Here is a 24,838-nt window from a genome sequence, read left to right on the forward strand (position 1 = left end):
TTGTTGCTTTTTTATTTGTTTTCCAACCATTTTTCGTAAGAAATAACTCCCAATTCCGGTTTTCCATCACCTTCCAAAATAGAAATAAATTCCAGTTGATTTCCATCGGGGTCATTAAAATAAATAGCTAAAGCCGGCATCCATGCAAAAACCATGGGTTCATCAATTCCGTCTTTTAAGAAATTGTAAGGTTTTAAATTTTTATTTTTTAAAAACTCAACAGAATAATTCAGAATATCTTCTTTATCGGCAGAAAAAGCAAAATGTCTTGTCTGTAAATTTTCCTTTTGCTCCCATAAACCAAGCATGGCTTTTTTATTTTTTCCAATCCATAAAAATGCAATCGGACGGTTTCCATCATGATGGGCAAACTCCAAACCTAAAACTTCGGTATAAAATTGTATAGAGTTTTCCAGATTGCTAACCTGTACGTGAGTTTCATATAATCCTTTTATCATAGCTTACATTTTAATGTACACAAAGCTAGACAACGATTTTCCAAAAAACTCAAATTAGCAATTCCTTTATGTAAAATGAATGATAGATAGATTTTATTTTGGTTGATAGTTATTTGTTACTTGTTGTCTGATTTTTTAATTAATTCAAAAGCGGAAAGATTCAGTGGTACGTTTGTTCATTCAGAGCGAAACGCAGTGAAACGTGGAATCTTAACAATTAAAAGATTTCTCTCAATGGGCTTAGTACACAATCAATTTTATCGTAGATAAAATTCTTGCACCTTTAAAACATATTAATAGTAAGAGAAATAGCGCCTTTGCGAATATCAACAAACAAAAACACAAAACTTTTTCATAAAAAATTATACTACGCAAAAAGGCTGCGCAATAGCATCCTTACTTTGCATAAGAAATCAGAGAGGAAGTGATAATCCTCCAAAATGTTTAACACTAAAAACAGTAACCATGAAATTTAATTTTTTAAGAAAAGAGAATAAAGTAGTTGTAAACTACGAAGGTGCAAAAGCTTATACAATGACACCTGCAGAAGAGCTATATAGTGCTGTTGTTACAACAGGATTATCAAACACTTCATATGAAAAAGGAAATGACAGATTGGCGAGAATTCAATCTCTGATTCTGAAAAATGATCCGGAATTCGTTGCGAAATTGGCGGTTTATGCCAGAAAAGATATGTATTTGCGTTCGATTCCATTGGTTTTGACTACTGAATTGGCAAAGCAAACCTCAGGTACAGACTTGGTAAGCAAAACCGTTGACGGCGTTATCCAAAGAGCAGACGAAATCACAGAATTGCTGGCGTATTATCAATTAGCCAACGAAAGAACAGAAACAAAAAAACTGAACAAACTTTCAAAACAAATTCAAAAAGGTTTGGTAAAATCTTTCAATAAATTTGATGAATACCAGTTTGCAAAATACAATAGAAAAGCTGAAGTTACTTTAAAAGATGCCTTGTTTTTGGTCCATCCAAAAGCAAAAGACGAAAATCAACAGGCAATTTTCAACAAAATCGTCAACGATTCGTTGGAAACTCCATACACTTGGGAAGTAGAGCTTTCCGTTTTGGGTCAGACAAAATTTGCTGATGAAGCAGAAAGAAAATCAGCTTTCAAAAACAAATGGGAAGAATTGATTTTCAGCAACAAACTAGGTTATATGGCAACGTTGAGAAACTTGCGAAACATCTTAGAAGCCAACGTTTCGTCAGATGCGATGTATAAAGTATGTAACTATTTGTCGGATGAAAGAGCGGTGAGAAATTCAAAACAATTGCCATTCAGATTTTTGGCGGCGTATAGAGAATTGAAAACGATCGATTCACCTTACCTGTCATCAATTTTAGAAGCATTGGAAGATGCGGTGATGGTGAGTGCAAAAAATATCAAAGGTTTTGGTTTCGAAACTTCAGTGGTAATCGCGGCAGACGTTTCGGGTTCGATGCAACAGCCAGTTTCTCCGAAATCTAAGGTTTTATTGTACGATATCGGTTTGTTGATGTCGATGATGTTGCAGTCACAGTGCAAAAATGTGATCTCAGGTATGTTTGGTGACACTTGGAAGAGAGTTCCGATGCCTAAAAACGGTATTCTGAGAAACGTAGATGCTTTCTACAAGAGAGAAGGTGAGGTTGGTTACTCCACAAACGGTTATTTGGTGATAGAAGATTTGCTGAACAGACGTGAAAAAGTGGATAAAGTAATGTTGTTCACCGATACTCAGCTTTGGGATAGTAACGGAGGTAGAAATTCTTTTGAAAATTCTTGGAATCAATACAAAAGTTTCAACCCAAATGCAAAATTGTATATTTTTGATTTGGCGGGTTACGGAAAACAGCCGTTAGATGTCAGAAAAAATGATGTATACCTTATCGCTGGTTGGTCCGACAAAATTTTCGATGTACTGAATGCTTTGGAAGACCGAAAATCAGCGGTAGCAATGATAAAAAAAGTAGTGCTGTAAAAGGCACTGCTTTTAAAAATAAAAACTAATAACCATTAATTTTTTTAGGAGCTATTTCCCGCTTTCCACTGTATCTTTTTCGCCAACGCTTTTTTTCAAAGCCATTTCAGAAAAAGGATGCCGTTGCAATCGGGGCTAGGAATAAAAATAATAAACTAATATGGAACTTATTAATGTAATAGAAATCAGTCCGCTGAAGTACTCCAAAGAAGAATATGAATTGCCGGAAGTTTCAGATCCGCCAAATCCTGAAGTATGGTATAGAAAATGGGTAAAAGCTGTTTCTTCAATTGATCTTGATTTTGATACAATAGATAAAGATTCTTATTTTGTTGATATTGAAGATGTTGATGATAGGAATTTAAAAATTATTTTGGAAATTGATCTTCAAGAAATTGATTTAGGTGATTTTGAAGATCAAATTATGCCATTTGATGGCGGAATTGTTTTAAAAAAAAATGATGAAATTTTAATAAAACCAACTTGTTGTGGAGATATTAGCAATATTAAAGAATGGCAAAGAATTTTAGAAAATGAGTCAAAAGAATGGTCGGATTTATGGATCGGCCACCCTTCTGTTTTCTATAAAAAAGAAAATGGAAAGATCCAATTTTCAGATTATTCAGATCTGAATTTAAATGAGTTTTTAGATATACAACCAATTTTTGAAATTGAGGAATCCAACTTGAGAATTGAATTCGAAAAAGTAAAACAACAACAAATTAAATTTAAAAATACAATATCAGAAATTCTAAAAAAGATGAAGATTGATAATGCAGAAAGGATTTCAGAATTAATGACAGGAGTAAAATAATCGACCTAGGAAATGTAGGCGTTAAGAAAATAAGCTATACGAACGTTAAGAAAATTCTACTGTTTGAAGCGCGACACAAATTTAGAATCGAAGAACAAATCTTTAATTCGCGCAAGTTTTAGAATTTTTAGAGAGTATAGATTATTTTTAGCCGGAGTTTCCAAGTCTTGAATTTTTGGTTCTTTTGCTTCAAGGCAAAACGAACAAATATAAATAAAAAGTTTTGAGATTGCCTCGTCATTTCATTCCTCGCAATGACCTAAAAAAATAAACCGATGCCGTAAGAAAAGAAATCCTTCGACTTCTAATTGAATATGAGTCTTTTCGCTAGATTGCTCGGTTTTAAATAACCAATGTCGTTACCATAGAGTTTCATCGTCAAACTTCCAATTTGAAAAACATTCAAAAACTCTTATAACTTGTTACTTGGTTTTTAAAAATAAATTTTAACTGCGTAAAAAGAATGCGTACTAACGCAATAATTTTGCAACAACAAAAAACAATAACCATGAATAATTATAAAAAATGTCTTAAAGAAGCAGTGTATTGAGGTTAATACTCAATACTTATGAAAAAATTAAAAACATTAAGACAATCTTTTGGAATCAATGAATACGGATTAATTGATTTCCCGAAGAAAATTTCAAATGTACAGGTTTCCAGAATTTTACACGGAGACGAAATGGGATGTTCGCGTTGTTTTCCACATGGCTTTGAAACTATAAACTCTAAACAGGATAAGTTTCAAAGAACCTGGAAAAAATACAGAAAAACCCAGTGGAAAAATAAAAAGTAAGTGTCGTAAAACAGAATTTCTTCGTTTAAGGGACAGCAATACAGGTTCGAGTCCTGTTCCTGAAAATTCAGGATGGCGTAATTGGTATCGCTCTGTCAGTAAGTCTCTGTTTGATTTTTCACCTTACTTTATAAAAATAATCGATGCCGTAAGAAAGAGTTCCTTCGAATCCAAATTGAAAAAAAGTCTCTTTCAAATTTTTGCTCGATTTTAAAATTTTTTAAATGTAAAAATCAAGTGTCGTCCTAGAATCATACTTCGAGATTGAGTAAACATTGGGTCGCAGGTTCGATTCCTGCCTTTTCCCTCGAAAAGGAGAGGTAGCTCAGCAGGTAGAGCAAATGCACGAAGATTCTATAATTTTTTAACTTGATTTAACAAAATAAAGAGTGCCGTTAGAAAAAACTTACTTCGGTTAATTTGGTTCGACTCCAGAATAAATCTGAAAAGGGTTTATATTTTTATAGTTTTCTTGCATTTTGCCTCTTTTTTTAATAGGAAAAATAAAAAACAAGTGCCGTAGAATAGTGTTACTTCGCTCATTACGACGGGGTCACGGGTTCGAGTCCCGTCTCTTCCACAAACTAAAACACAATATTAAATAGGAAGAGTAGCTCAGTTGGTTAGAGCACGATTACGCTTTTTGCTTATCGCCTTGTTTTATGTAAAAATAAAAGTGTCGTAGAGAAAAGTTCCATCGTCCACTTTTGGGGAGGAATAGTGAAGTTGGCAACTCCAACAAGACTATCCGGTTCAACTCCGGCAAATGACATTGCCCCGTACTTTTCTTGATAGTTACCTTTTAATACAAAAGCCCGATAATAATTATTTTATCGGGCTTTTTGAAAATATATTAAAAATTGAATGTTTTAAAATAATAAATACAAATTAAAAAGAAAAAGGCAATATCTGAATATTGCCCTTGTTTTCATTTTAATGTTTTTTCATCTTGTGTTTTAGTAAAATAAAAATCAGAGTTTTTTTAATTATATCAAAGAAAAGTGGGGCATTGTCTATTGATATAAATTTTTAATCATTTGTGTTTTTAATAAATCTTACTATTAATGTCTGATTAATTTTACTGATACAAATAGAAGCAAATTTCTTGCAATATCAAAAAAAAGGGCATACCATTTATATACTATTTTGATTTATAATATTGATAATCAGTTTATTAATTTATGTTTAGGTAATTGGATATCCTTTAATTTTATTAATATTAAATATTTTACAAACTTAATTGAGCTGTTAATAAGATGTATGTTTTATATAATAATTAAAAAAATAAATCTTTTTTTTATGCTCATTTTTTCTGAGAAATTTTTTATTAATCGAAAACCTTGATGTTTTTAAGTTTTTAGATATCTTAATTATAAAATAGGCTCTAAATAACTAATTTAGAGCCTATTGTCAAAACCTTATTATGATATTACTAGTTTTTTGTTTTTAATAGCATAAGGGCAATATAAGAATCCTTTCTCAGCTATTGATTTTTCATCATTGTGCATTTAATGTATCGTTTTTGTTTGGGAATTTTAATACCGTAATTTTTTCATTTGTGTTAATTTCTATCGGTTGGATCTGATCAATTTTAATGCTGGCATTTTTTCATCATTTGTGTTTGGAAGTTTTTTAAATCAAATCTCCGATTGATTTTGCTTATGCAAATAGAAGCAAAAATCATGAAAACATAAAAAAATAAAATACCATTTATATACTATTTTAGTTTAAATATTTGAAATATAGAAGTATAATTTATTACTCTTTATTAGGAGTTAAATTTCTTCAGCATATTCCATATTTCTTGATCATACTAACTTTTGCGCTTTAGATTTGTATAATTGTTTTGGGGATTATTAGAAAAAATAAAATAATCGTATTGAAGATATAGTAAATAAAACTTTTTCAAAAGATAAATAAAATTCTATATATTAGGGTGTTAGGGAAGTTTAGATGTTCCTGAAAACAAAAAATTAATAGCAAAAGGATAAGTATTTGGATGAGAAATATTACCCTTTATCTGCTATTAATTTCATCATTGTGTTTTTGAGTTGCATCAGAAAAAATTGGGGCATTTGCTGATACTTTTTTCATCATTGTGTTTTTTTTAAACTTACCGTCTTGGCTTGGGACTCAATACGGTAGGTTTTCTTTCATTTTTACTTTTTAGTAAATCTTAGGAATAATTAGATTAATGTTCTTTGTGTTTTTATTTTTTCGTCATTTGTGTTTTAATGTTTTTAACCAAACTGTCCAACTGATTTACTGATGCAAATAGAAACAAAATTCATGAAAAAGCAAAAAAAGTAGCATACCATTTATATACTACTTTTAATTAAGTTTTTGATTTTCATATTTTTAAATTTATTATGGAATCTTAATGCATTAAATTTCTTAACCAAATTCCCATATCTTTTTCAGTTTGTATACTGAATTTTTTTCTTAAGTTTTGTTTTCTGTTACGAATTGTGTTCACCGATTTAAAAGTATACTCCGCAATGTCCTTAATTGTAAAGCCTAAATATATATAGGCACAAAGTATAAGCTCTGAGGTTCTTAAGTTGGGGCTATGCTCTAACAGCTTTCTTTGAAATTCTGGATAGACCTCCTGAAAGCGAAAATAGAAAGAAGGATTGTTATTTTTTGCAAGTTCTATTATTTCAGCATATGCATTATTTACTTTTAGTTGAAGTTCTTCTGTTTCAACGTTCTTTTTTAAAATTGTTTTCTCTTTTTCTTTTAAAGTATTTGTGAATTCAGAGATTGTAGTTTCTTTGTGTCTTAGATTGTTTCTGAGAATACCATAGACAAATAATGAGATGGTAATGAATATCGAAATGCCAATAAATATCCAGGCATATTTTTTCTGTTGAGTAGAAATATATTCATTTTTTTTATCAATTAGAATAATATTCATTGCATAATCAATATTTCTGTTTTTTTCCAAACTGAGCTGATCTTCTTTTTTTGAATAAAGTTCTGCAAACTCATTTTGTTTATTCTTGTCGCCTAAAATTCCATATAAATCAGAAATTTTTTTATTCATAAAATTAAACGGAATGGTATTCACAGAATGTTTTTTCATGTTTTCAATTGCTTTTAGATATAATTCTAAAGCTTTTTCATATTGCTTTTGATCGTCATAGTAGCTTCCAAATACCATATACTGTGCAAAAAGTATTGGATCTTTATGTTTTAGTTTTAATTCATAGCTTTTTTTGAAATAGTATAACGCCGAATCTGCATTTCTTCTTTTTAGGAATGCATTTCCGAGACTTATGTAATGTTCACAAAACACATTGTGGAATCTATTTTCGGGTAATTTTTCTAATTCTTTAGTAGATAATCCATAATAAATAAAGGCAGAATCCAATTGGTTTTCATCGAAGTAATGATTGGCGATATTATCATACGTCCTAAATATTATTGTAACGGAAGGATAGTCATTGTTTCCTTTTAAAAGATCCAGGATTTTATAAAGCTCAGCTGAACTTTGAGATTTTAATGATAAACGGTAATAGTTGTATGATTTTAATTCGTTTAATTTAGCTTGAAGAATTGGTGTTTGCTTTATAAACTTTTGTTTTGAAGCTTTTTGTATATAATATAGACTCTCTTTTTGTAATTCAAGGGAACATAATGCCCGTGCTAATATATAACAGCTTTCAGAAATTAATTTAGAATTATTGGTCTTTTCTGCGAGTATATGAGCTTCTTTGGCTAATTTAAGCTCTTCAAAATCACGGTATTCGGTATGGCTTTTCTGTGCCTGTTTTAGTAATTTATCAATTTTTGTTAGTTGGCTATCTTGAGATGCCATCAAATTTGAGAATAGAATAAAAAAAATAAATAGAGTGTTTCTTATGAAAGATTTTTCTTTGATCATATCACTTTTCCCCCTTAAATATGTACATGTTGTTTATTGTGGTAAAAATAGATAGATATTTTGATTAATTGTCAATAAAGTATTATTTTAATTACATTTTTGGTAATTAAGAAATAATGTTAACTATGTAAGGTATTTTTTTTAGTTAAATTTAAATAATAAGGAATAAGAAAAGAAAATTAATAGCAGGTGGGTAAATACTTGGACAAGAAGTATCATCCTTTCTCAGCTATTAATTTTCACCATTGTGTGTGTTTAGAATTTGTACTAATAAAAATTGGGGCGTTTTATTGATACATTTTTTTCATATTTTGTGTTCTTATTGTAAGTAAGTACGAATAGTTACGGAAATACATAAAAATTAATAGCAAAAGGGTAAATACTTGGATGAGAAATATTACCCTTTCTCAGCTATTAATTTTCATCATTGTGTGTTTTTGGTTTGCTTCAGAGAAAATGGGGCATTTTACTGATGCGCTTTCATCATTTGTCTTTTTTTACTTATCGTTTTTAGTTGTGACTTAATACGACAAATTTTCTTTCATTTTTACTTTTTAGCAGATCTTTTAAATTGATATGATTAAAATTTTAAAATTATTTTTTCATCATTTGTGTTATAGCTTTTTAATCACATTCACTATTGATTTACTGATGCAAATAGAAACAAAATTCATGAAAAAGCAAAAAAAACAGTATACCATTTATATACTATTTTAATTTAAGTGATTGATATTTAGAAAATTAAATTTGATTCCTACTTTTAATTAATTAAATTTCTTAACCAAATTCCTATATCTTCTTCAGTTTGTAAGTTGAATTTTTTACTATTAAAGTGCTTGTTATAGAATTGATAATATGTGAAATAAAAAAAACGGATGAAATTTAATCCATCCGTTTTTTTATTTTAAAGCTTCAAACTCTTCTTCAAAAGTTGTTTTCCACTTCGCCAATGTAGTTCTGCTTATTTTATATTTTCGAGACATATAACTTGTAGAAAAGCCGTGCTTCTTTTGATATTGTAAAAGTTTGAGCATCGTTTTCTTGTCATAAGTCTTTAATTTCTGATTATTCTTTTGAGCTTCTTTGGACTGTTCAAATAATCTTTCATTAAAATTTAATACATCTTCACTTGTATTAAGATTTTTAATAAGCTGTTGTATTTTTGGGTCTTTTAATTTTTCAGGATGCTCCAGTCTTAGCATATCCTGGTAGATTCTTGTGTAATTTGGGCGCATCAGGCTTTTTTATTCGTTAGTATCGTCGTTTTTCTGTAACCATCTGTGAAGTGTACTCTTCGGAATTGAGTATTCTCTAATGACTTCACTTTGAGTCATTTCTCCGGAAAGAATTCTTCTAATAATAAATTCTTTAATTTCCTGAGTGTAAATGTTTTTTCTAAAATAAGGTATTTTTTCAGATTTAGTAGCACTTTTATTTACTGCAGACGGAGGAGCGTATAAAATAAGGTGTGAACTGTAGAGTCTGAAAAAATCATACTCTAATAATTTGCTCCATCTCAAAAGAAGATCCGTATCCACAGATTTGCTTGTATAGATTGCTTCAACAAAATCTTCATCTTTGTTCAAAAAATTACAAATTCTTTCCATTGTAATTTCTTTTTCGTTAACCCTTTCTTTGATGAACTTTCCTATATGTATTTCTTTGTATAACATTTCTTTTAATAAATATTTCTTTATTGAACATGCGCATTAAAAGAATGAATAAGTATTTATTATTTTCTTAAAAAGAGGTTTTTACACTCTGCTTCTTTATTGAAACTTATAAAATAAATAACAGTTTGAATATAATTTAAGTGATACAACATAAAGCCAGCTTAGACTTTATTTAATACAAAAATTAAATACAATTAATATATGGTTTGCTTAAAATCATTATTTGTTGAGTAATGATTTCTTGTTTTCAGGTAGTTTTTATAGTAAAGAATTTGATGTACGTTAAAATTTGTACCATCATTCTTTTTAATTCTCACTCCATTTGCTTAATAAAAACCGTATATACCTATTTCAAACTTCCTTTTTTTTATGAGTATGAATAATATATTACCTATTAAAGCTCTTTGATGCAGTTTTATTTATCTGGTTTTAAACCTTTGATTTCCCTGATTTATTCAGGCCTTTTTCAAAAAATATTTTGAATAACTCCTATAATAGCTTTTGGAAATAAATCAATTTGTTTGCATTCAAATATATAAAAATTAAAAATCAAACCAAAAAATGAATTGATAAATATTGTTAAAAATTTAAATTTAATTAAAAATAACATAATACATACACGTGTTAGTGAAATATTATCATTTTTTTTGACTTTATTGTTGAATATTTTAAGATGGAATTGTGGCGTCAAATTTTATGATTGTTTAAATTAGTTCAAGTACATACCTTTGCGTTGAAATGAATAACTATCTCAATATTTTCGACTTTTCAAAAAAAATAAACTACAAAAATGAGTTGTTGGCTGGTTTTACTGTAGCCATGACCATGATTCCGGAATCTCTTTCGTTTGCAATCTTAGCGGGTCTTTCTCCTTTGACGGGCTTGTATGCAGCTTTTATGATGGGATTGGTAACCGCAATTTTAGGTGGCCGCCCCGGAATGGTGTCTGGTGGAGCTGGAGCAACGATCGTGGTTTTGATTGCTTTAATTAAAAGTCACGGAATAGAATATCTTTTTGCAACAGTTGTTCTTGCCGGCATTTTTCAATTATTGGTCGGCGTTTTTAAGCTCGGAAAATTTGTAAGATTAATTCCGCAACCTGTAATGTATGGTTTTCTGAATGGTTTGGCAGTCATTATCTTTATGGCTCAGATTGAACAGTTTAAAATCACAGACAGCAACGGAGTTGTAGGTTGGCTTCAAGGTACAACCTTATATATTATGGCGGGTTTAACTGCTTTGACGATTGCTATTGTTTACTTTTTTCCTAAAATAACAAAGGTTATTCCGGCCTCTCTGGTTGCTATCTTAATTGTTTTTGCAATTGTTTTAGGTTTTAATATTCATACAAAAACGGTTGCGGATATTGCCAGCATCAGCGGAAGCCTTCCCAGTTTTCATATTCCGCAGATTCCTTTCTCATTAAAGACATTGGAAATTATTTTTCCTTATGCGATGATTATGGCAGGTGTTGGATTAATAGAATCTCTTCTTACCTTATCAATGGTTGATGAGATTACGGATTCCAAAGGAAGTACAAACCGCGAATCTGTTGCGCAAGGTATCGCCAATATTACCAACGGATTTTTCGGTGGAATGGGAGGTTGTGCAATGGTAGCACAGACTTTAGTTAACTTAAATGCAGGTTCTCGGGCTAGATTATCAGGAATTATTGCATCAATTACTATTTTAATTATCATTTTGGTTGGAGCTCCGTTTATCGGAAAAATTCCAATGGCGGCTTTGGTAGGAGTAATGATGATGGTTGCCATCAGTACTTTTCAATGGGTTTCGATTAGAATTGTCAATAAAATGCCGAAATCTGATATTTTCGTAGGTATTACTGTAGCTTTAATAACGATTATTCTGCATAATCTGGCGTTAGCCGTTTTGGTTGGGGTGATTATTTCTGCCTTAGTTTTCGCTTGGGACAACGCCAAAAGAATCAGAGCAAAGAAATATGTTGATGAAAAAGGGGTAAAATATTACGAAATATCTGGACCTTTATTTTTCGGATCTGTAACAGCATTTACCGATAAATTTGATCCCGCAAATGACCCTGATCAAGTAGTTGTAGATTTCAAGGAAAGCAGAATTGTTGATATGAGCGCCATCGATGCTTTAGATAAATTATCGAAAAGATATGCCCAGCAAAACAAAAAATTGCATTTAAAACACCTTAGTGAAGACTGCCGAAAAATGCTAAAAAACGCAGAAGCAATCATTGACGTCAATATCCAAGATGATCCTACATACAAAGTAATGCCTGAGAAGTAGGAGAGTTGTAGAATTGTAGGGGTTAATAATTTAGAAGTTTAATTGGAGTTGATGTTTAAAATATTACGCAAGCATCTGTGTAATCTGTAGGAAATAAAATTTTTTAGTAAAAAAATATGCGCAATTAACAAAATCCGCGCGAGAAAAATTCATAATTTACTATTCATAATTCACTCTATAACCCAAACAAGGACTGCAAAATAAATTCACAGCCCTCGTTTTTTAAGTCATTAATGTATTTGAAATAAAATCAGGCACTAAAGCATAGTGCGACAATTTCATACTGATCGAAGCTCTACCGCTCGTCAGCGTTCTCAGATCAGAAATATATCCAAAAGTGGAAGCTAAAGGAGCTTCCGCGGTGAAAATTTTTCTTCCTGACCTTTCATCAATTGAAGTGATTATTCCTCTTCTTTTGTTGATATCTGCAGTCACGGCACCGGTATACTCTTCAGTACTTTGAATCTCAACTTGCATGATCGGTTCCAGTAATTTTGGTTTGCACTGTTTTGCAATTGCTCTAAAACCGTCTCTTGCTGCAATTTCGAAATCATAAGCACCCGAATCTTCGGAGTGAGTGGAACCGTCAAGAAGCGTAATTTTCATGCTTTCTAAAGGGTATCCATTGAGTGCTCCGTTTTCCATTGCTTCTCTGAAACCTTTTTCCACGGATGGAATAAATTCACTGGGAATAACTCCGCCTTTAATTTTATTAATGAATTCTAAACCGATTTCATTATTATTTCTAGGTCCGATTTCAAAAGTAATATCAGCAAATTGACCGTTTCCTCCGTTTTGTTTTACCAATTTTTCTCTGTGAGTTTTAGTTTCGGTTAAAATTTCCTTGTATGAAACTTTAGGTTTTCCCTGATTGATCTCAATTCCGTGATTCAACCTGATCTTTTCTAAAGTCACCTCCAGATGTAATTCACCCAAACCGCTCAATAAAGTTTCTCCCGTCTGTTTGTCTCTTTCGACAACCAAAGAAGGATCTTCTTCCTGAATTTTAGCTAAAACCAACCCAAAAGATTTTTCATCAGCATTCGTTTTAGGTTCAATCGAAACACGGATAACCGGAGCCGGAATTGTAATTGCTTCCAAAACTACAGGTCTTTGAATCGAAGATAAAGAGTCCCCTGTTTTAGCGTCTTTTATTCCTGTTAAAGCGATAATATCACCAGCTTTCGCTTCTTCAATGGTCAACGTTTTGTCCGACTGCATCTGCAAAATTCTCGAAATTCTGAAATTTTCTTCGGTTCTCACATTGAGAATAGTATCGCAGGATTTTATTTTTCCGGAATATATTCTTACCATTGCCAGTTTTCCCATATGCTTATCAATGATTACTTTGAAAACCAATCCTGAAAAAGTTTCTTCTTCATTTCTTTCCAATTCAATAGTTTCTTCTGTTATCGGATTTTTTCCTTTAATTGAAACTAATTGATTCGGGGCAGGAAGATAACTTACAATCGCATCAAGCAAAGGTTGAACTCCTTTATTTTTAAAAGCAGAGCCGCATAAAACGGGAACGATTGCTCTGGCTTGACAAGTTCTTTTTATCGCTTCAATCATCATTTCCTCAGAAATTTGAGTTTCAGAATTCATGAAAGCTTCAAAGAATGCTTCATCATATTCAGCCAATGTTTCCATTAATTTTATTCTAAATTCATCTGCTTCCGCTTTATAATTTTCAGGAATATCTTTTTCAATAATCGTTTCGCCATTTTCATCTATCCAATACAAAGCTTTTTGTTTGATTAAATCAATAACTCCTTCAAAATCATCCTCAGAACCTATTGGAATTTGTAAAGCCAGAGGAACTGCGCTCAATTTAGTCTTGATTTCATTTAAAACAGCAAAGAAATCAGCTCCGATCCTGTCCATTTTATTGATGAAACAGATCTTTGAAATTCCATGTTTTTCCGCTTGGAACCAAACATTTTCAGTCTGCGGCTGAACTCCCGAAGAAGCACAGAAAACAGCGACAACGCTGTCTAAAACTCTTAAAGAACGTTCAACTTCCACGGCAAAATCAATGTGTCCGGGAGTATCAATAATGTTGATATTGAAAACATTATCATCCTTTTTCCATTGTGTGGAAATGGCTGCAGATGAAATGGTAATTCCTCGGTTTTTCTCCTGAATATCTTTATCCATAGTTGTATTTCCATCGTCTACGTTTCCTATTTTGTGGATCATTCCTGTGTAATAAAGCAATCTTTCTGTTAATGTTGTTTTTCCGGCATCGACGTGTGCTATTATCCCTATATTTCGTGTGTTGTATTTCATTTTGTTAAATTTAAATTGTTGATTTTTAAACTTCTGGAATAAAGTTGAGTGATAATTTTTTGCTTTTTAACGCAAAGATTGAATCAATTTCATTGATTTTAAGAAGCTGCCTCATCAGCGACTTTGTCGCCGTACTTTGCTCCCTAGAATAATTTATTCGTTGATGTAAAATTTTGCGTTTAAAAGAAAATTTCCAATACTTTATCACCGAACAACAGAAGTTTTTCGAATGTAAAAAGCTGAAAGTAGGGTAGCAAAAAAGACCTATCTGGATAGACAGGCCTTTAATTATATTTTTATTTTATAAAGGTCGATACTATTCAGATAAATATTCAGTGCTACCAAAGAACACAGCTCTGATAGGATTGTTTAAAGTTATAATATTTATCATTTTTGTTGACATTGTTGATTGTTAATCGGTTGCGAAATTATAAAAAAAAATTAAATGGCAAAAATTTTTTTAACTTTTTTTGATTTAAGGGAAATTACTTCATAATTCGTTTATAAAATTAAAATCATAAAATATCATAAAACAGAGAGACAACACTTTGGGTTTATGATAAAAATTTTATCTTTGGGAAAACTGAAAATTTTAAACACGAATTGATGATAGAAAGTAGTAACCATTTAAAACATCTTTTTCAAGAAAAGCTAAATAAAAACTTTTAACTTAAACCATTTTGAAAACAGATATAGACATCCACAATCACTCACATTTTTCTTTTGATTTGTGGCTTACCTTAATAAAATCTCACCCTGAATTTAAAGCAAAAAGAGTTGAGCTGTTCTCCTCATTTTTTAACGTAAATAACCCCATTGAAGAAGTTGCGAAAGTCGTAAAATATTATGATGATCTTTGTAATAATATCAATGAAGTGTTGGGCGGGAATATTGATACTTTTGAAATTTATTTATTGATCCTAGGATCTTTGAATGTTGATTTAAAACAAATAAATAAAGAAAAACTAAATGACTTTTATCTGAAAAGCGAAGAGTTATTTTTAGAATATAAACCTGTTGTTATTTTCGAAAATTTACATCAGTTTTTTGACGAAATTAAAAATCAGGGAAAAACAATTAATGTTTTAAGTAACACAGGATTTATCAAAGGAAAAACGATGAGGAAATTTCTGATCAATGAAAATTTGGATCATTACATTGATTTCCATATTTATTCTGATGAACTGAATATTTCTAAACCAAATCCTCTTATTTTTCAGGAGGTAAAAAATAGAGTTAAAAATCAGGATCTGCCGATGGATCAGATTTTGCATATCGGAGATAATCCGATTGCAGATTACAAGGGTGCAAAGGATTTTGGATTTAATGCATATTTATTAAAAAACTAATAGAAATGAATAAAAGGTACAGTTTACACCACATTCATTCGGCGGATGAGTTTACTTTTTCGCCCGCAGAATACAGCTATTTCAAGTATGGCGATAAATCGTATGCTGAAAAATTTGCAAAAGAATTATTTGACGGATTTCTTTCAGAACACGAAGAAATTTTAAATACAGATAAAGAAATCGTAGTGTTGCCAAGTCCATACATGGCGATTCCGACGGCTTCTAATTTTTTATGTTTTTATTTCAAAAAATATCTTGATTTTTATTTATTTCAGAAAGGAAAAAAGTCGAGTATTTTATCAAAAATCAATAGAAATCATACCTATACAACAGATTACGGAAATTTAAGCTTTGAAGACCGTAAAAATCTGATTGCCAATGACACTTATTATCTTGATAAAGATTTTTTAAGAGGAAAACTTTGTATTTTTATAGACGATATAAAAATAACGGGAAGTCATGAATTTACAGTGAATAAAATCTTGGATGAATTTGATGTAAAGGCTGATTTCTTATTCATGTATTATGCTGAATTGATGAATTTTGAATTGGATCCTACAATTGAAAACTTCTTCAATTACTACGCTGTAAAAGAAGTGAAAGATGTTGCGGAAGTAATGTTGCAGCCAAGTTTCCAGTTCAATACAAGGATCGTGAAATATATTTTAGGCCTGGATTCAAGTAATTTTGAGTATCTTACGTCTAAAGTAACAAAAGAACATATGGATAACCTGCTGGAACTTGCGATCAGCAACAATTATCATTTAATAAAAGAATACGAAAACAATATAAACACTTTAACGCAAACTGAATTATATTATGGCTATTAACTTACAAAAAGGACAAAGAGAAAACATAAACGCACCTAAATTTACTGTAGGTTTAGGTTGGGATACCAATAACACGTCTACAGGAACAGGATTCGACTTAGATGCGTCTTTATTTTTATTGGGCGAGAACAAAAAGTTAGTCTCTGATAATCATTTTATTTTTTACAACAACCTTGAGTCTCCGGATAAGGCGGTGATTCACTCAGGAGATAATTTGACGGGTGACGGAAATGGTGATGATGAGCAAATTAAAATCGATTTAACTAAAATTGATGATGCTGTAAAAGAAATTACAGTGGTAGTAACGATTCACGAAGCTGAATCGAGAAAGCAAAACTTCGGACAGGTAAGAAATTCTTTCATCAGAATTTTCAATACGGAAACGAATGAAGAGCTTTTAAAATATGAATTAGATGAAGATTTCTCAATCGAAACGGCTGTAGAATTCGGAAGAATCTACAACAGAAACGGAGAATGGAAATTTGAAGCTGTAGGAAGCGGACAGAGGGATGGTCTGGACAAGTTTGTATCAATCTATCAATAATTTACCATGGATAATCAAGAAAATCAACCGATTGATCCACTTGGATCTATTGAACCTTTAAAGACATTCGAACCTGCTCCGATGGCTCCTCCGACACCGGTTCAGCCTGCAACTCCAAGTATGTCTCCGGCTCCACTCGTAGACAGAGATGGAAATGTAAATTTGACTCAGTTACAGATCGAAGAGCGTAAAAAATACGAGGTTCTTGCAGATTCTATCGATGAATCTAATCCGGGATCTATCGTCAATTTTGGAGCTGATCTTCAGAGAACGTTGTCTAATCAGAGTGATAGTTTCTTAGGAAATGTGAGAAGATCAAATTCCGGAGAAGTAGGAGAACTTATCAATAATCTATTGTTGGAGCTTAATTATGTAGATGTAGATGAATTAAATCAAAATAAATTCAAAAGCTTTTTAAGCAAACTGCCGTTCATGAAGAGTATCGTGACGCAGATTGAGAATTTATTTACAAAATATGATAAGATCGTTAATAATATCGATCAGATCGCTTATAAGGTAAATGCCGGAATCATTACTTCTACCAAGGATAATGCTGTTTTACAGACTATTTTTGAAAGTAATGTGAATGCAATCAAACAGATCGAAGAATTGGTAATTGTCGGAAACCTGAGAATGGAAAAAGCTGGAGTTGAATTGGCTCAGATGGAAGCTGCTCCACAGACTTATCAGGATTATCAAATTGCCGATAAGAGAGATTTTATTGCAAGATTAGACAGAAGACTGGCGGATCTTAAAGTGGTTCGTCTGATCATGATGCAGTCTCTCCCGCAAATCAGACTGGTTCAGAACAACAACGTTTCTATCGCTGAAAAAGCGCAAACTATTTTGACGACAACGTTGCCACTTTGGAAAAATCAGCTTTCTTTAGCGGTTGCAATGTACAGACAACAGCAGAATATTGAGATTCAACAAAAGGTTTCTGCTACAACAGAAGAAATTTTGAGAAAAAATGCAGAACGTCTGGGACAAAATTCAGTAAATGTTGCCAGAGCGAACGAACAAACGATCGTTTCTGTAGAAACATTGAGAGAAACAACTGCGAAACTTATCGGTACTTTGAACGAGGTTAAGCAAATCCAAAAGCAGGGTGCAGAAGGCAGAAGAAAGCTGGATCAGGATCTACAGACATTAGAACATGAGTTAAAAGCAAACGTCAGAGGATAATTAATACCGTATAAAGGTGGATGATGAAGCTATAACCATATTATCTCAGAGTAAAAGAAGATTAACAAAGCTTAAACTTCTTTCGAATTTTTTTGAAAATATTGATGTCATATCGATTTATATTAAAACAGATATTATCGACAATTTATTTCGGGAAAATAAGGGATTGGATTATAGTAAACTCGAGCTTTTTCACCTCCAGTATACAGACAGTTTAATAGAATTGCTGACGAAAATCAAACGTCAGAAAGAAAATGATCTGTTGACGGTAATTAATGAAATTGATGTTAATAATAGATATATTTCGGGTTTTGAAGAAGGAAGAGCAGATAGTTTTGAAACCGACAGGAAAATGTACAGCGGTGTATTTTCCAATCAGTTAAAAAGCCTTTATAACGACCTTACAGAAGATAAATTTCGGGTGCAGTGGGACAATGTTCTGTATTTTTATAAAAAATATGCAACAGAGTTTTACAGATCCGGTGTTGATGAAGAGCTGTTAAAATGTAATGCAGTTCCATCGTATCAGTATTTGGATTATTCAATCGAAAGAAAACTGCTCGGAAGGCTTAATATACAGGGGTTTAAAGTTCGTTTTATATGCGGTTACATTGTTGCGGGTAATGAGTATGAACTTTTTAAGGTTTTTCAGTCGGATGATCATTTCATTTTTAATATTGAAGAAAAGAAAATGTATATGATTGATTCTAAAATACTTGAAAAGATAGATGTTACGCCCAATGAATCAAATCAAAGCTCAATTATTAATCAGTTGAGAAGAAAAAACGAACAGCTGGAAGATACGATCAATGAAAGGAAACGTGTATTGCCAGAAGCGGTAACAAACGTTTTGAAAGACTATCTCCGAAATCTTGAAAGTGTAGATATTATGAGCAAAATATTCGACATTAATGAAGAAACGAATATTCTTCGCGCCATGTTGAATTTAAATTTAAATAATTAATAAAAAGCTGAAAAGCAAAAGGCAAATTTTGCCCAAACAAATAATAAACAACTAAACATAAAAAGATGGCTATTAACTTACAAAAAGGTCAAAGAATAAACCTTACGAAAGAAAACGGTACAGCTCTTACGCAGGCTTGTGTTGGGATCAACTGGGGTGCAATTGAGAAAAAAGGTTTCTTCGGAGGAGTTACAAGAGAAGCGGTAGATTTAGATGGAAGCTGTATTTTATACGATTCAAATAAAAATGCAACTGAAGTAATTTATTTCGGAAACCTAAAGTCAAAAAACGGTTCTGTAAAGCACAGCGGTGATGATTTAACGGGCGACGTAAACGGAGATGATGGTCTTGATAACGAAGTTATTACTGTTGATTTCAGTCAGTTGGATGCTAGTGTAGAGCATGTTGCATTGGTTTTAAACAGTTATAGAGGGCAGGATTTCGGAACAATTCCTTTTGCGTCGATCAGAATTTACGAAGGAACTCCAACAAACGTCAGAGAAGTTTTCGCTAAATATGATATCGCTAATGATGCATCTTTCAAAGGTCACGTTGCCATGGTAATGGGAGTTTTCTACAAGAGAAACGGAGAATGGAAATTCAATGCGATCGGAGATCCTACTGCAGACAGAAAATTAGAAGAAACGATTAAAACTGTTCAGCAGAAATATTTGTAAGGAATTCAGATCAATAAAATAAATAACGGGCAATAATTGTACATCATACAGTTATTGCTTTTATCATATAATAACACATACTATAGTGGAACAACATCAAAGTATTTTAGAACTGCACCCTGGTTTGGTGTGGGGGTTTGCGATAACGGTTGTTATCATGTTACTTCTGGATTTAGGAGTTTTCAACAAAAAAAGCCACGAAGTTTCTTCGAAAGAAGCGACGATCTGGTCAGTGGTGTGGATTTCATTATCAATGATCTTCTCAGGAGTGGTGTATTGGGTTTACAATTCAGATTTAGGTCCGGGAAGTCACGCATTAGCAGTGGAAAAATTCACACAATATCAAGCAGCTTATTGGGTTGAAAAAGCTTTATCGGTAGATAATTTATTTGTATTTATCCTTGTTTTTGGATTCTTCAAAGTTCCAAAGCATCTTCATCATAAAGTATTGTTTTGGGGTATTATCGGAGCATTGATATTCAGAGCGATATTCATTTTTGCGGGAGTTGGTCTTATCAATTTAACGTATTTACCTGAGATGACTATTTTTGGTAAAGCAGTTACTATCAATGTTGTAATGACCTTGTTCGGAATCTTCCTAATTTACGCAGGAATAAAATCCTGGGGTGGCGGAGATGACGGAGACGATGAAGATTTTGGCGATTCTGCAGGTGCAAAATTGATCAAAAGCTTTTGGAAAGTTTCTGATAACTACGATAAAGACAAGTTCTTTACCGTTCAAAACGGAATCAAAATGGCAACACCTCTTTTGGTTGTAGTTGCTGTTATCGAGTTTACAGACGTTCTTTTCGCAGTAGATTCAATTCCTGCGATCTTTGCGATCTCGAATGACCCGTTTATCTTGTATACATCTAATATTTTTGCAATTTTAGGTCTTAGATCATTGTATTTCCTGTTGGCAAATTTCATTCACATGTTCAGCAAATTGCCGTATGGTTTAGCAATTATCCTATCCTTCATCGGAGTTAAAATGTTAATTGCACCGTGGATCCACATTTCATCACCAGTTTCGTTAGGAATTGTGGGTGGAGTATTGGTAATCTCGGTTCTTTTATCAATCATATTCCCTGATAAAGACGAGGAAAAAGATAAAATTGAAGAATAGATTAATATCAATTATCATTAAAAATAGAAAGGCTTTACAAATTGTAGAGCCTTTTTTATTTGAATAAAATTCACGATTCATTTGAAAAGCAAAATTGACAATTGATTTACTTGTATTTCAGTAACTTGTTGATCTTTAGTCTCGTCTGCATCGAAACTTTATATGCCTCATCCCGAAGTTTCTGTATTTTTCCGACAGGTTGAAAGAAGACTTTACTTTCAAAAGGATTGAATGAAAGCATTTCGTTTTCGCATGAACGAGGATCAAGCAGAGCTTTTTTTTCAATTTTTACTTCTCCGATTTTAATGAATGGTGAATTTTTCCATTCAATATTGAGCTTATTGATGGGTTGATCCTCCAAATTATAACAAATTTGAATTAAAATATCCGCAACAAATTCGTGAGAAGTAAAATAACTTTCAACAGCATCTTTAGCCCTTAATTTCTTTCCGAAATTCTTATCAACAGACCTTGGACTCAACTTTATTTTGATCATATTTTCTCCCAATCGGTAAGCTCCCACAGAATGATAATCAAAAGAAAGGAAAAAATCATTTTTATGAAGTAAAAGCTTAATGATATTCTTTAAAAAAGAGCCTGTAAAAGTAGACGGGATCACTTTCAGTATTTGTATCATTAATGAAAATGAGCTCCATTTTTTAATGAAAAACCGATTAACTGAAGTAAATAACTTCAAAAAAGTACTTACAGAATTAATAGGAAATAAAGGAAAATTCACCAAAGGAAAATTGGCAAGCAATTGACCGTTTTCGTCCTTTATCTTCACGGAAAATCCATAAGCAGGAATATCTTTTTTGCTATTTTTAACTTTTAAATGAGCATTGGAAAATCTTATCGTTAAATCAAATTTTTCCTTATCAAAAAACTGTTTCAGCTCATTGGGAATATTGGGATCAATCAAAAATTGTCCCTTTGCAACGGCGTAGGTTTTTGCATGAGCATTTCGGGTAGCATAATCAACATCGCTTACTGATGGAGACTGTTCAACAAAATCGGCAATGCTTTTTTTATTGATTTCGAGGAGTTCTTTTTCCTCGTCCGACAATTGGTCAAATTTCTTATTATATTTTAGTGGATCTGGCATTTAGTTTTAAAATTCAATTATAACGCCAACTTTCGAGATATACGTTACGATAATATTAATCTTATTTGAATTTTTGGAGATGTGTAGAATTGAGGTAATTACGAGCTTCCAAAACTTCCATTCTCCAGCTTCAAACTTCCCGCTTCAAAATCTTATCTTTGTAAAAAATTAAATTATGGGAGTAGCAGATTTATTATTTAAACGTAAAAAAGAATTAGCTGAGAAAAATCTTAATGATGGTAGGGAATATATGGCAGAATACGGTAAAAGAGAAAGCGTAGTGCAATTACCAAGCGGTTTGCAGTATGAGATCATTACCGAAGGAGACGGTGTAAAACCGGGTCCTAAATCTATGGTTAAATGCCATTACCATGGAACTACAATTGGCGGAAAAGTTTTCGACAGCTCTGTAAAAAGAGGAACACCGGCTTCTTTCCCTTTGAATAAAGTAATTAAAGGTTGGACGGAAGCATTACAGCTAATGCCTGTAGGAAGCAAATGGAGATTGATTATTCCTCCACATTTGGCTTACGGAGAGCAGGAAGTAAGCAAAGAAATTGGGCCAAACAGTACACTTGTCTTCATTGTGGAATTGTTGGGAATTAAATAATTTTACCTTACATATAAATTAAAATTTACCTGATTTTCGGGTAAATTTTTTTATTTTGTTATATTCGTATTGGGTTAATCAAGCAAAGTTTAATTCTAGCTTGTAGGCAAGTAAAACAAACCTGGATGAAAAAAATATTTTACCTTTTCACTGTTTTTAGTTTAATAACTTCCTGTGTTTCCAAGAAAAACCAGGCAATAAAGCAGAATATTCTTACCTTGAAAGACAGCTATTGCAAGGCTCCTTTTCAATATAATTATTCCAATAAATTACCTTCATATAATTCAGACTCAATTTTATTGGCGAATAAAGACCTTAAGCCCATGTTTTCTGACCAGAGTATTTTGATTTTAAATGCGTTGGATAATCTGAATGAGGTGCATAAAATCATGGAACTTAAAAAAGATTCATCACTGGCTTCTCAGGTTAAAGTTTTACAGCTTAAAACAAGGATTAATAGTAAAATAACCATTTCTTTAACCGAATTAGATGCGGTAGCCGCAGAATTCGACTGTGAAGGAGAACGTGTCGCTCAAATTGGAAATTATGTTGATAATCTTAATGATTCTAAAAATAATAAACTGATTTTATATTCAATTGTCGCAGGAGCTGCCGCATCTATCGCAGGAGGAATTGTAAAAGATGATGCATGGAGCAGTGCAATTGACATTGGGGGTGGGGCTTTAGGAGCAGGTTTTGGTTTAGCAACATTAAATCCGAAAGGTAAAAAAGTTGAATTTGTACACACGAGAAATCTTTTACGAGATATTTGGAAAGAAAAACTGGAGTCTCCGAATTTTCCGCCATTCATTTGGTATATGTATACTGAGAAAAAGTTTTCGAATAAAGAAACTCATTCTATTATTCAGAATATGAAGGAAAGATGGCTGCATTATCAGTTTGATGATAGTAAAACGGAAGCAGATCAGTCGGTTATTTTCAGTGATGGAGGTTATTACAGAGCTGATGATCTTCATAATCGGGCTGCAATGCTGAATCAAATGCAGTCGGCTACAAGAACGATCAATCAAAATATCAATTACTTGCTGTTGGATTTGGATAAATTAATTCTTTAAGAAAAATTTAACTGTAATAAAATTTGTTACATTTGAAAATTTGTTTATCTTTGCCATGTAATTAAGATGAACAATACAAGATTTGCTACGGCGATACATATTATGACCTTACTGGCCAAAAGCCCGCAGGAGTGGTTAACTTCTGAGTGGATGGCGGGTAGCATCAATATAAATCCGGCGGTTGTTCGTAAAGAGATCAGCGTTCTTAGAGAAGCGGGTTTAATCACGAGCAGACAGGGCAAAGAGGGTGGAAGTCAGCTTTCAAAAGGTGCAGGTTCAATTACAATCTCTGAAATTTATTCAGCAGTAAAGAATTCTGAAGTGTTAGGAAAGAAGAACAATAACCCGAATCCCTTTTGCAGTGTCGGCCGAGAGATCAATAATCATCTGAATGATTTGTTTGTTGAAACAGATCAATTAGTAGTAAAGTTTTTAGGAAATAAGTCATTGAAAGAATTCACTGATCAGTTCGATTAAAATTTTTTATCCATAAATGTAACAAGTTTTATTACAATTAATTTAAAATAAATATTATGAAAAAAGTAGCAGTAATTGGTGCAACAGGATTTGTAGGAACTCAAGTCGTAAACGAGTTAGCAAACAGAGGATATGCGGTAAAAGCTATCGTAAGAGATGCATCTAAAGTGGAGCAGAATGATAAAGTGTCTGCAAAAAGTATCGATGTAAATAACATAGATGAACTATCGGAAGCCTTAAAAGGAAGTGATGCGGTGATCAGCACATTCAATGCGGGTTGGACGAATCCAAATCTTTATAACGATTTCCTTACAGGTTCTGAAAACATCGAAAAAGCAGTTGAAAAAGCGGGTGTTAAAAGATTTATTACAGTAGGCGGAGCTGGAAGTCTTTACATTGCGGATGGCGTTCAGATTGTAGACACTCCGGATTTTCCCGAGGCGTACAAACCTGGTGCGACAGCGGCAAGAGACTATTTAAATAAGATCAAAGAAAACAGCACATTGGATTGGACATTCTTTAGCCCTGCTATTGAAATGAATCAGGCAAATGTAGGATCAAGAACGGGTAAATACAGAACTTCTTTAGAAACTCCTGTTTTGAATGAAGAGGGTAGAAGCATCCTTTCTGTAGAAGATGTTGCGGTAGTTTTGGTTGATGAATTAGAGCAAAATAACCATATTCGTGAACGTTTTACAGCTGCTTATTAATTAAAAAGA

General features: G+C 32.3%; 22 protein-coding genes. 15 read left to right on the forward strand and 7 right to left on the reverse strand.

Translation table 11 applies throughout. From position 1 onward, the window contains the following. Positions 1 to 11: 11 nt before the first annotated feature. Positions 12 to 458 carry a VOC family protein gene (locus tag BT156_RS15520; protein WP_072411384.1) on the reverse strand — a complete coding sequence of 149 codons (447 nt, stop codon included), beginning with the start codon at positions 456 to 458 and terminating at the stop codon, positions 12 to 14. 465 nt (positions 459 to 923) lie between these two features. Here BT156_RS15520 and BT156_RS15525 point away from each other — a divergent pair, with 465 nt between their 5' ends. The 3 genes from BT156_RS15525 to BT156_RS15535 all read left to right on the forward strand — a co-directional run bounded on the left by BT156_RS15525 (position 924) and on the right by BT156_RS15535 (position 4,051). Beyond that, positions 924 to 2,441 (forward strand): TROVE domain-containing protein, encoded by a 1,518-nt coding sequence (locus tag BT156_RS15525; protein WP_072411385.1) that lies wholly within the window; start codon positions 924 to 926, stop codon positions 2,439 to 2,441. A 160-nt stretch (positions 2,442 to 2,601) separates the two neighbouring features. Then, positions 2,602 to 3,255, forward strand: a complete 654-nt coding sequence (locus BT156_RS15530; RefSeq protein ID WP_083582369.1) for a hypothetical protein — start codon at positions 2,602 to 2,604, stop codon at positions 3,253 to 3,255. A 568-nt stretch (positions 3,256 to 3,823) separates the two neighbouring features. Next, positions 3,824 to 4,051, forward strand: coding sequence for a phosphate ABC transporter substrate-binding protein (locus BT156_RS15535; RefSeq protein WP_072411387.1), 228 nt, complete (start codon positions 3,824 to 3,826; stop codon positions 4,049 to 4,051). A 647-nt stretch (positions 4,052 to 4,698) separates the two neighbouring features. Here BT156_RS15535 and BT156_RS22500 read toward each other — a convergent pair. From BT156_RS22500 to BT156_RS15550, 4 genes are all read right to left on the reverse strand, one after another. Then, a complete protein-coding gene (locus tag BT156_RS22500; protein ID WP_262484312.1) occupies positions 4,699 to 4,824 on the reverse strand; it encodes a hypothetical protein in 126 nt (41 codons plus the stop codon). Between the two features lie 1,604 nt (positions 4,825 to 6,428). Further along, the gene (locus tag BT156_RS15540; protein WP_072411389.1) at positions 6,429 to 7,937 is read right to left on the reverse strand and encodes a tetratricopeptide repeat protein; all 1,509 of its coding nucleotides are present in this window, start codon (positions 7,935 to 7,937) and stop codon (positions 6,429 to 6,431) included. A gap of 899 nt (positions 7,938 to 8,836) precedes the next feature. After that, positions 8,837 to 9,172: a hypothetical protein gene (locus BT156_RS15545; protein WP_072411391.1), complete on the reverse strand. Its 336-nt coding sequence runs from the start codon at positions 9,170 to 9,172 to the stop codon at positions 8,837 to 8,839. Positions 9,173 to 9,181: 9 nt separating this feature from the next. Continuing rightward, complete coding sequence (locus BT156_RS15550) at positions 9,182 to 9,610, reverse strand: helix-turn-helix domain-containing protein (protein WP_072411393.1); 429 nt, start codon at positions 9,608 to 9,610, stop codon at positions 9,182 to 9,184. A gap of 738 nt (positions 9,611 to 10,348) precedes the next feature. Between BT156_RS15550 and BT156_RS15555 the strand changes: the two genes are divergently transcribed. After that, complete coding sequence (locus BT156_RS15555) at positions 10,349 to 11,887, forward strand: SulP family inorganic anion transporter (protein WP_072411395.1); 1,539 nt, start codon at positions 10,349 to 10,351, stop codon at positions 11,885 to 11,887. 222 nt (positions 11,888 to 12,109) lie between these two features. Here BT156_RS15555 and fusA read toward each other — a convergent pair whose 3' ends face one another. Further along, positions 12,110 to 14,176 carry an elongation factor G gene (gene fusA / locus BT156_RS15560; RefSeq protein ID WP_072411396.1) on the reverse strand — a complete coding sequence of 689 codons (2,067 nt, stop codon included), beginning with the start codon at positions 14,174 to 14,176 and terminating at the stop codon, positions 12,110 to 12,112. Positions 14,177 to 14,856: 680 nt separating this feature from the next. Here fusA and BT156_RS15565 point away from each other — a divergent pair. The 7 genes from BT156_RS15565 (at position 14,857) to BT156_RS15595 (ending at position 20,851) form a co-directional block, all read left to right on the forward strand. Next, positions 14,857 to 15,525 (forward strand): HAD family hydrolase, encoded by a 669-nt coding sequence (locus BT156_RS15565; RefSeq protein WP_072411398.1) that lies wholly within the window; start codon positions 14,857 to 14,859, stop codon positions 15,523 to 15,525. Positions 15,526 to 15,530: 5 nt separating this feature from the next. Further along, entirely contained in the window at positions 15,531 to 16,355 is an 825-nt protein-coding gene (locus tag BT156_RS15570; protein ID WP_072411400.1) for a phosphoribosyltransferase family protein, read from the forward strand. After that, positions 16,345 to 16,899, forward strand: coding sequence for a TerD family protein (locus tag BT156_RS15575; protein ID WP_072411402.1), 555 nt, complete (start codon positions 16,345 to 16,347; stop codon positions 16,897 to 16,899). Before BT156_RS15570 ends, BT156_RS15575 begins: the two co-directional genes overlap by 11 nt. Positions 16,900 to 16,905: 6 nt before the next feature. After that, positions 16,906 to 18,084 (forward strand): toxic anion resistance protein, encoded by a 1,179-nt coding sequence (locus tag BT156_RS15580; RefSeq protein ID WP_083582370.1) that lies wholly within the window; start codon positions 16,906 to 16,908, stop codon positions 18,082 to 18,084. A gap of 166 nt (positions 18,085 to 18,250) precedes the next feature. Next, complete coding sequence (locus BT156_RS15585) at positions 18,251 to 19,048, forward strand: hypothetical protein (RefSeq protein WP_139255497.1); 798 nt, start codon at positions 18,251 to 18,253, stop codon at positions 19,046 to 19,048. Positions 19,049 to 19,113: 65 nt separating this feature from the next. After that, positions 19,114 to 19,725: a TerD family protein gene (locus tag BT156_RS15590; RefSeq protein WP_072411405.1), complete on the forward strand. Its 612-nt coding sequence runs from the start codon at positions 19,114 to 19,116 to the stop codon at positions 19,723 to 19,725. An 85-nt stretch (positions 19,726 to 19,810) separates the two neighbouring features. Next, complete coding sequence (locus BT156_RS15595; protein WP_072411407.1) at positions 19,811 to 20,851, forward strand: TerC/Alx family metal homeostasis membrane protein; 1,041 nt, start codon at positions 19,811 to 19,813, stop codon at positions 20,849 to 20,851. Between the two features lie 106 nt (positions 20,852 to 20,957). Here BT156_RS15595 and BT156_RS15600 read toward each other — a convergent pair whose 3' ends face one another. Next, positions 20,958 to 21,956 carry a catalase family protein gene (locus BT156_RS15600; RefSeq protein ID WP_072411409.1) on the reverse strand — a complete coding sequence of 333 codons (999 nt, stop codon included), beginning with the start codon at positions 21,954 to 21,956 and terminating at the stop codon, positions 20,958 to 20,960. A gap of 175 nt (positions 21,957 to 22,131) precedes the next feature. On the opposite strand from BT156_RS15600, the gene BT156_RS15605 reads away from it, so the two are divergent. The 4 genes from BT156_RS15605 (at position 22,132) to BT156_RS15620 (ending at position 24,829) form a co-directional block, all read left to right on the forward strand. After that, positions 22,132 to 22,566: an FKBP-type peptidyl-prolyl cis-trans isomerase gene (locus BT156_RS15605; RefSeq protein ID WP_072411411.1), complete on the forward strand. Its 435-nt coding sequence runs from the start codon at positions 22,132 to 22,134 to the stop codon at positions 22,564 to 22,566. Between the two features lie 125 nt (positions 22,567 to 22,691). Beyond that, complete coding sequence (locus BT156_RS15610; RefSeq protein ID WP_072411413.1) at positions 22,692 to 23,642, forward strand: hypothetical protein; 951 nt, start codon at positions 22,692 to 22,694, stop codon at positions 23,640 to 23,642. A 66-nt stretch (positions 23,643 to 23,708) separates the two neighbouring features. Beyond that, positions 23,709 to 24,119 (forward strand): Rrf2 family transcriptional regulator, encoded by a 411-nt coding sequence (locus BT156_RS15615; RefSeq protein ID WP_072411415.1) that lies wholly within the window; start codon positions 23,709 to 23,711, stop codon positions 24,117 to 24,119. A gap of 56 nt (positions 24,120 to 24,175) precedes the next feature. Continuing rightward, entirely contained in the window at positions 24,176 to 24,829 is a 654-nt protein-coding gene (locus tag BT156_RS15620) for an NAD(P)-dependent oxidoreductase (RefSeq protein WP_072411416.1), read from the forward strand. Positions 24,830 to 24,838 lie beyond the last annotated feature (9 nt).

Origin of the sequence: Chryseobacterium limigenitum, assembly GCF_900114875.1 — a bacterium.
GTDB lineage: Bacteria > Bacteroidota > Bacteroidia > Flavobacteriales > Weeksellaceae > Chryseobacterium > Chryseobacterium limigenitum.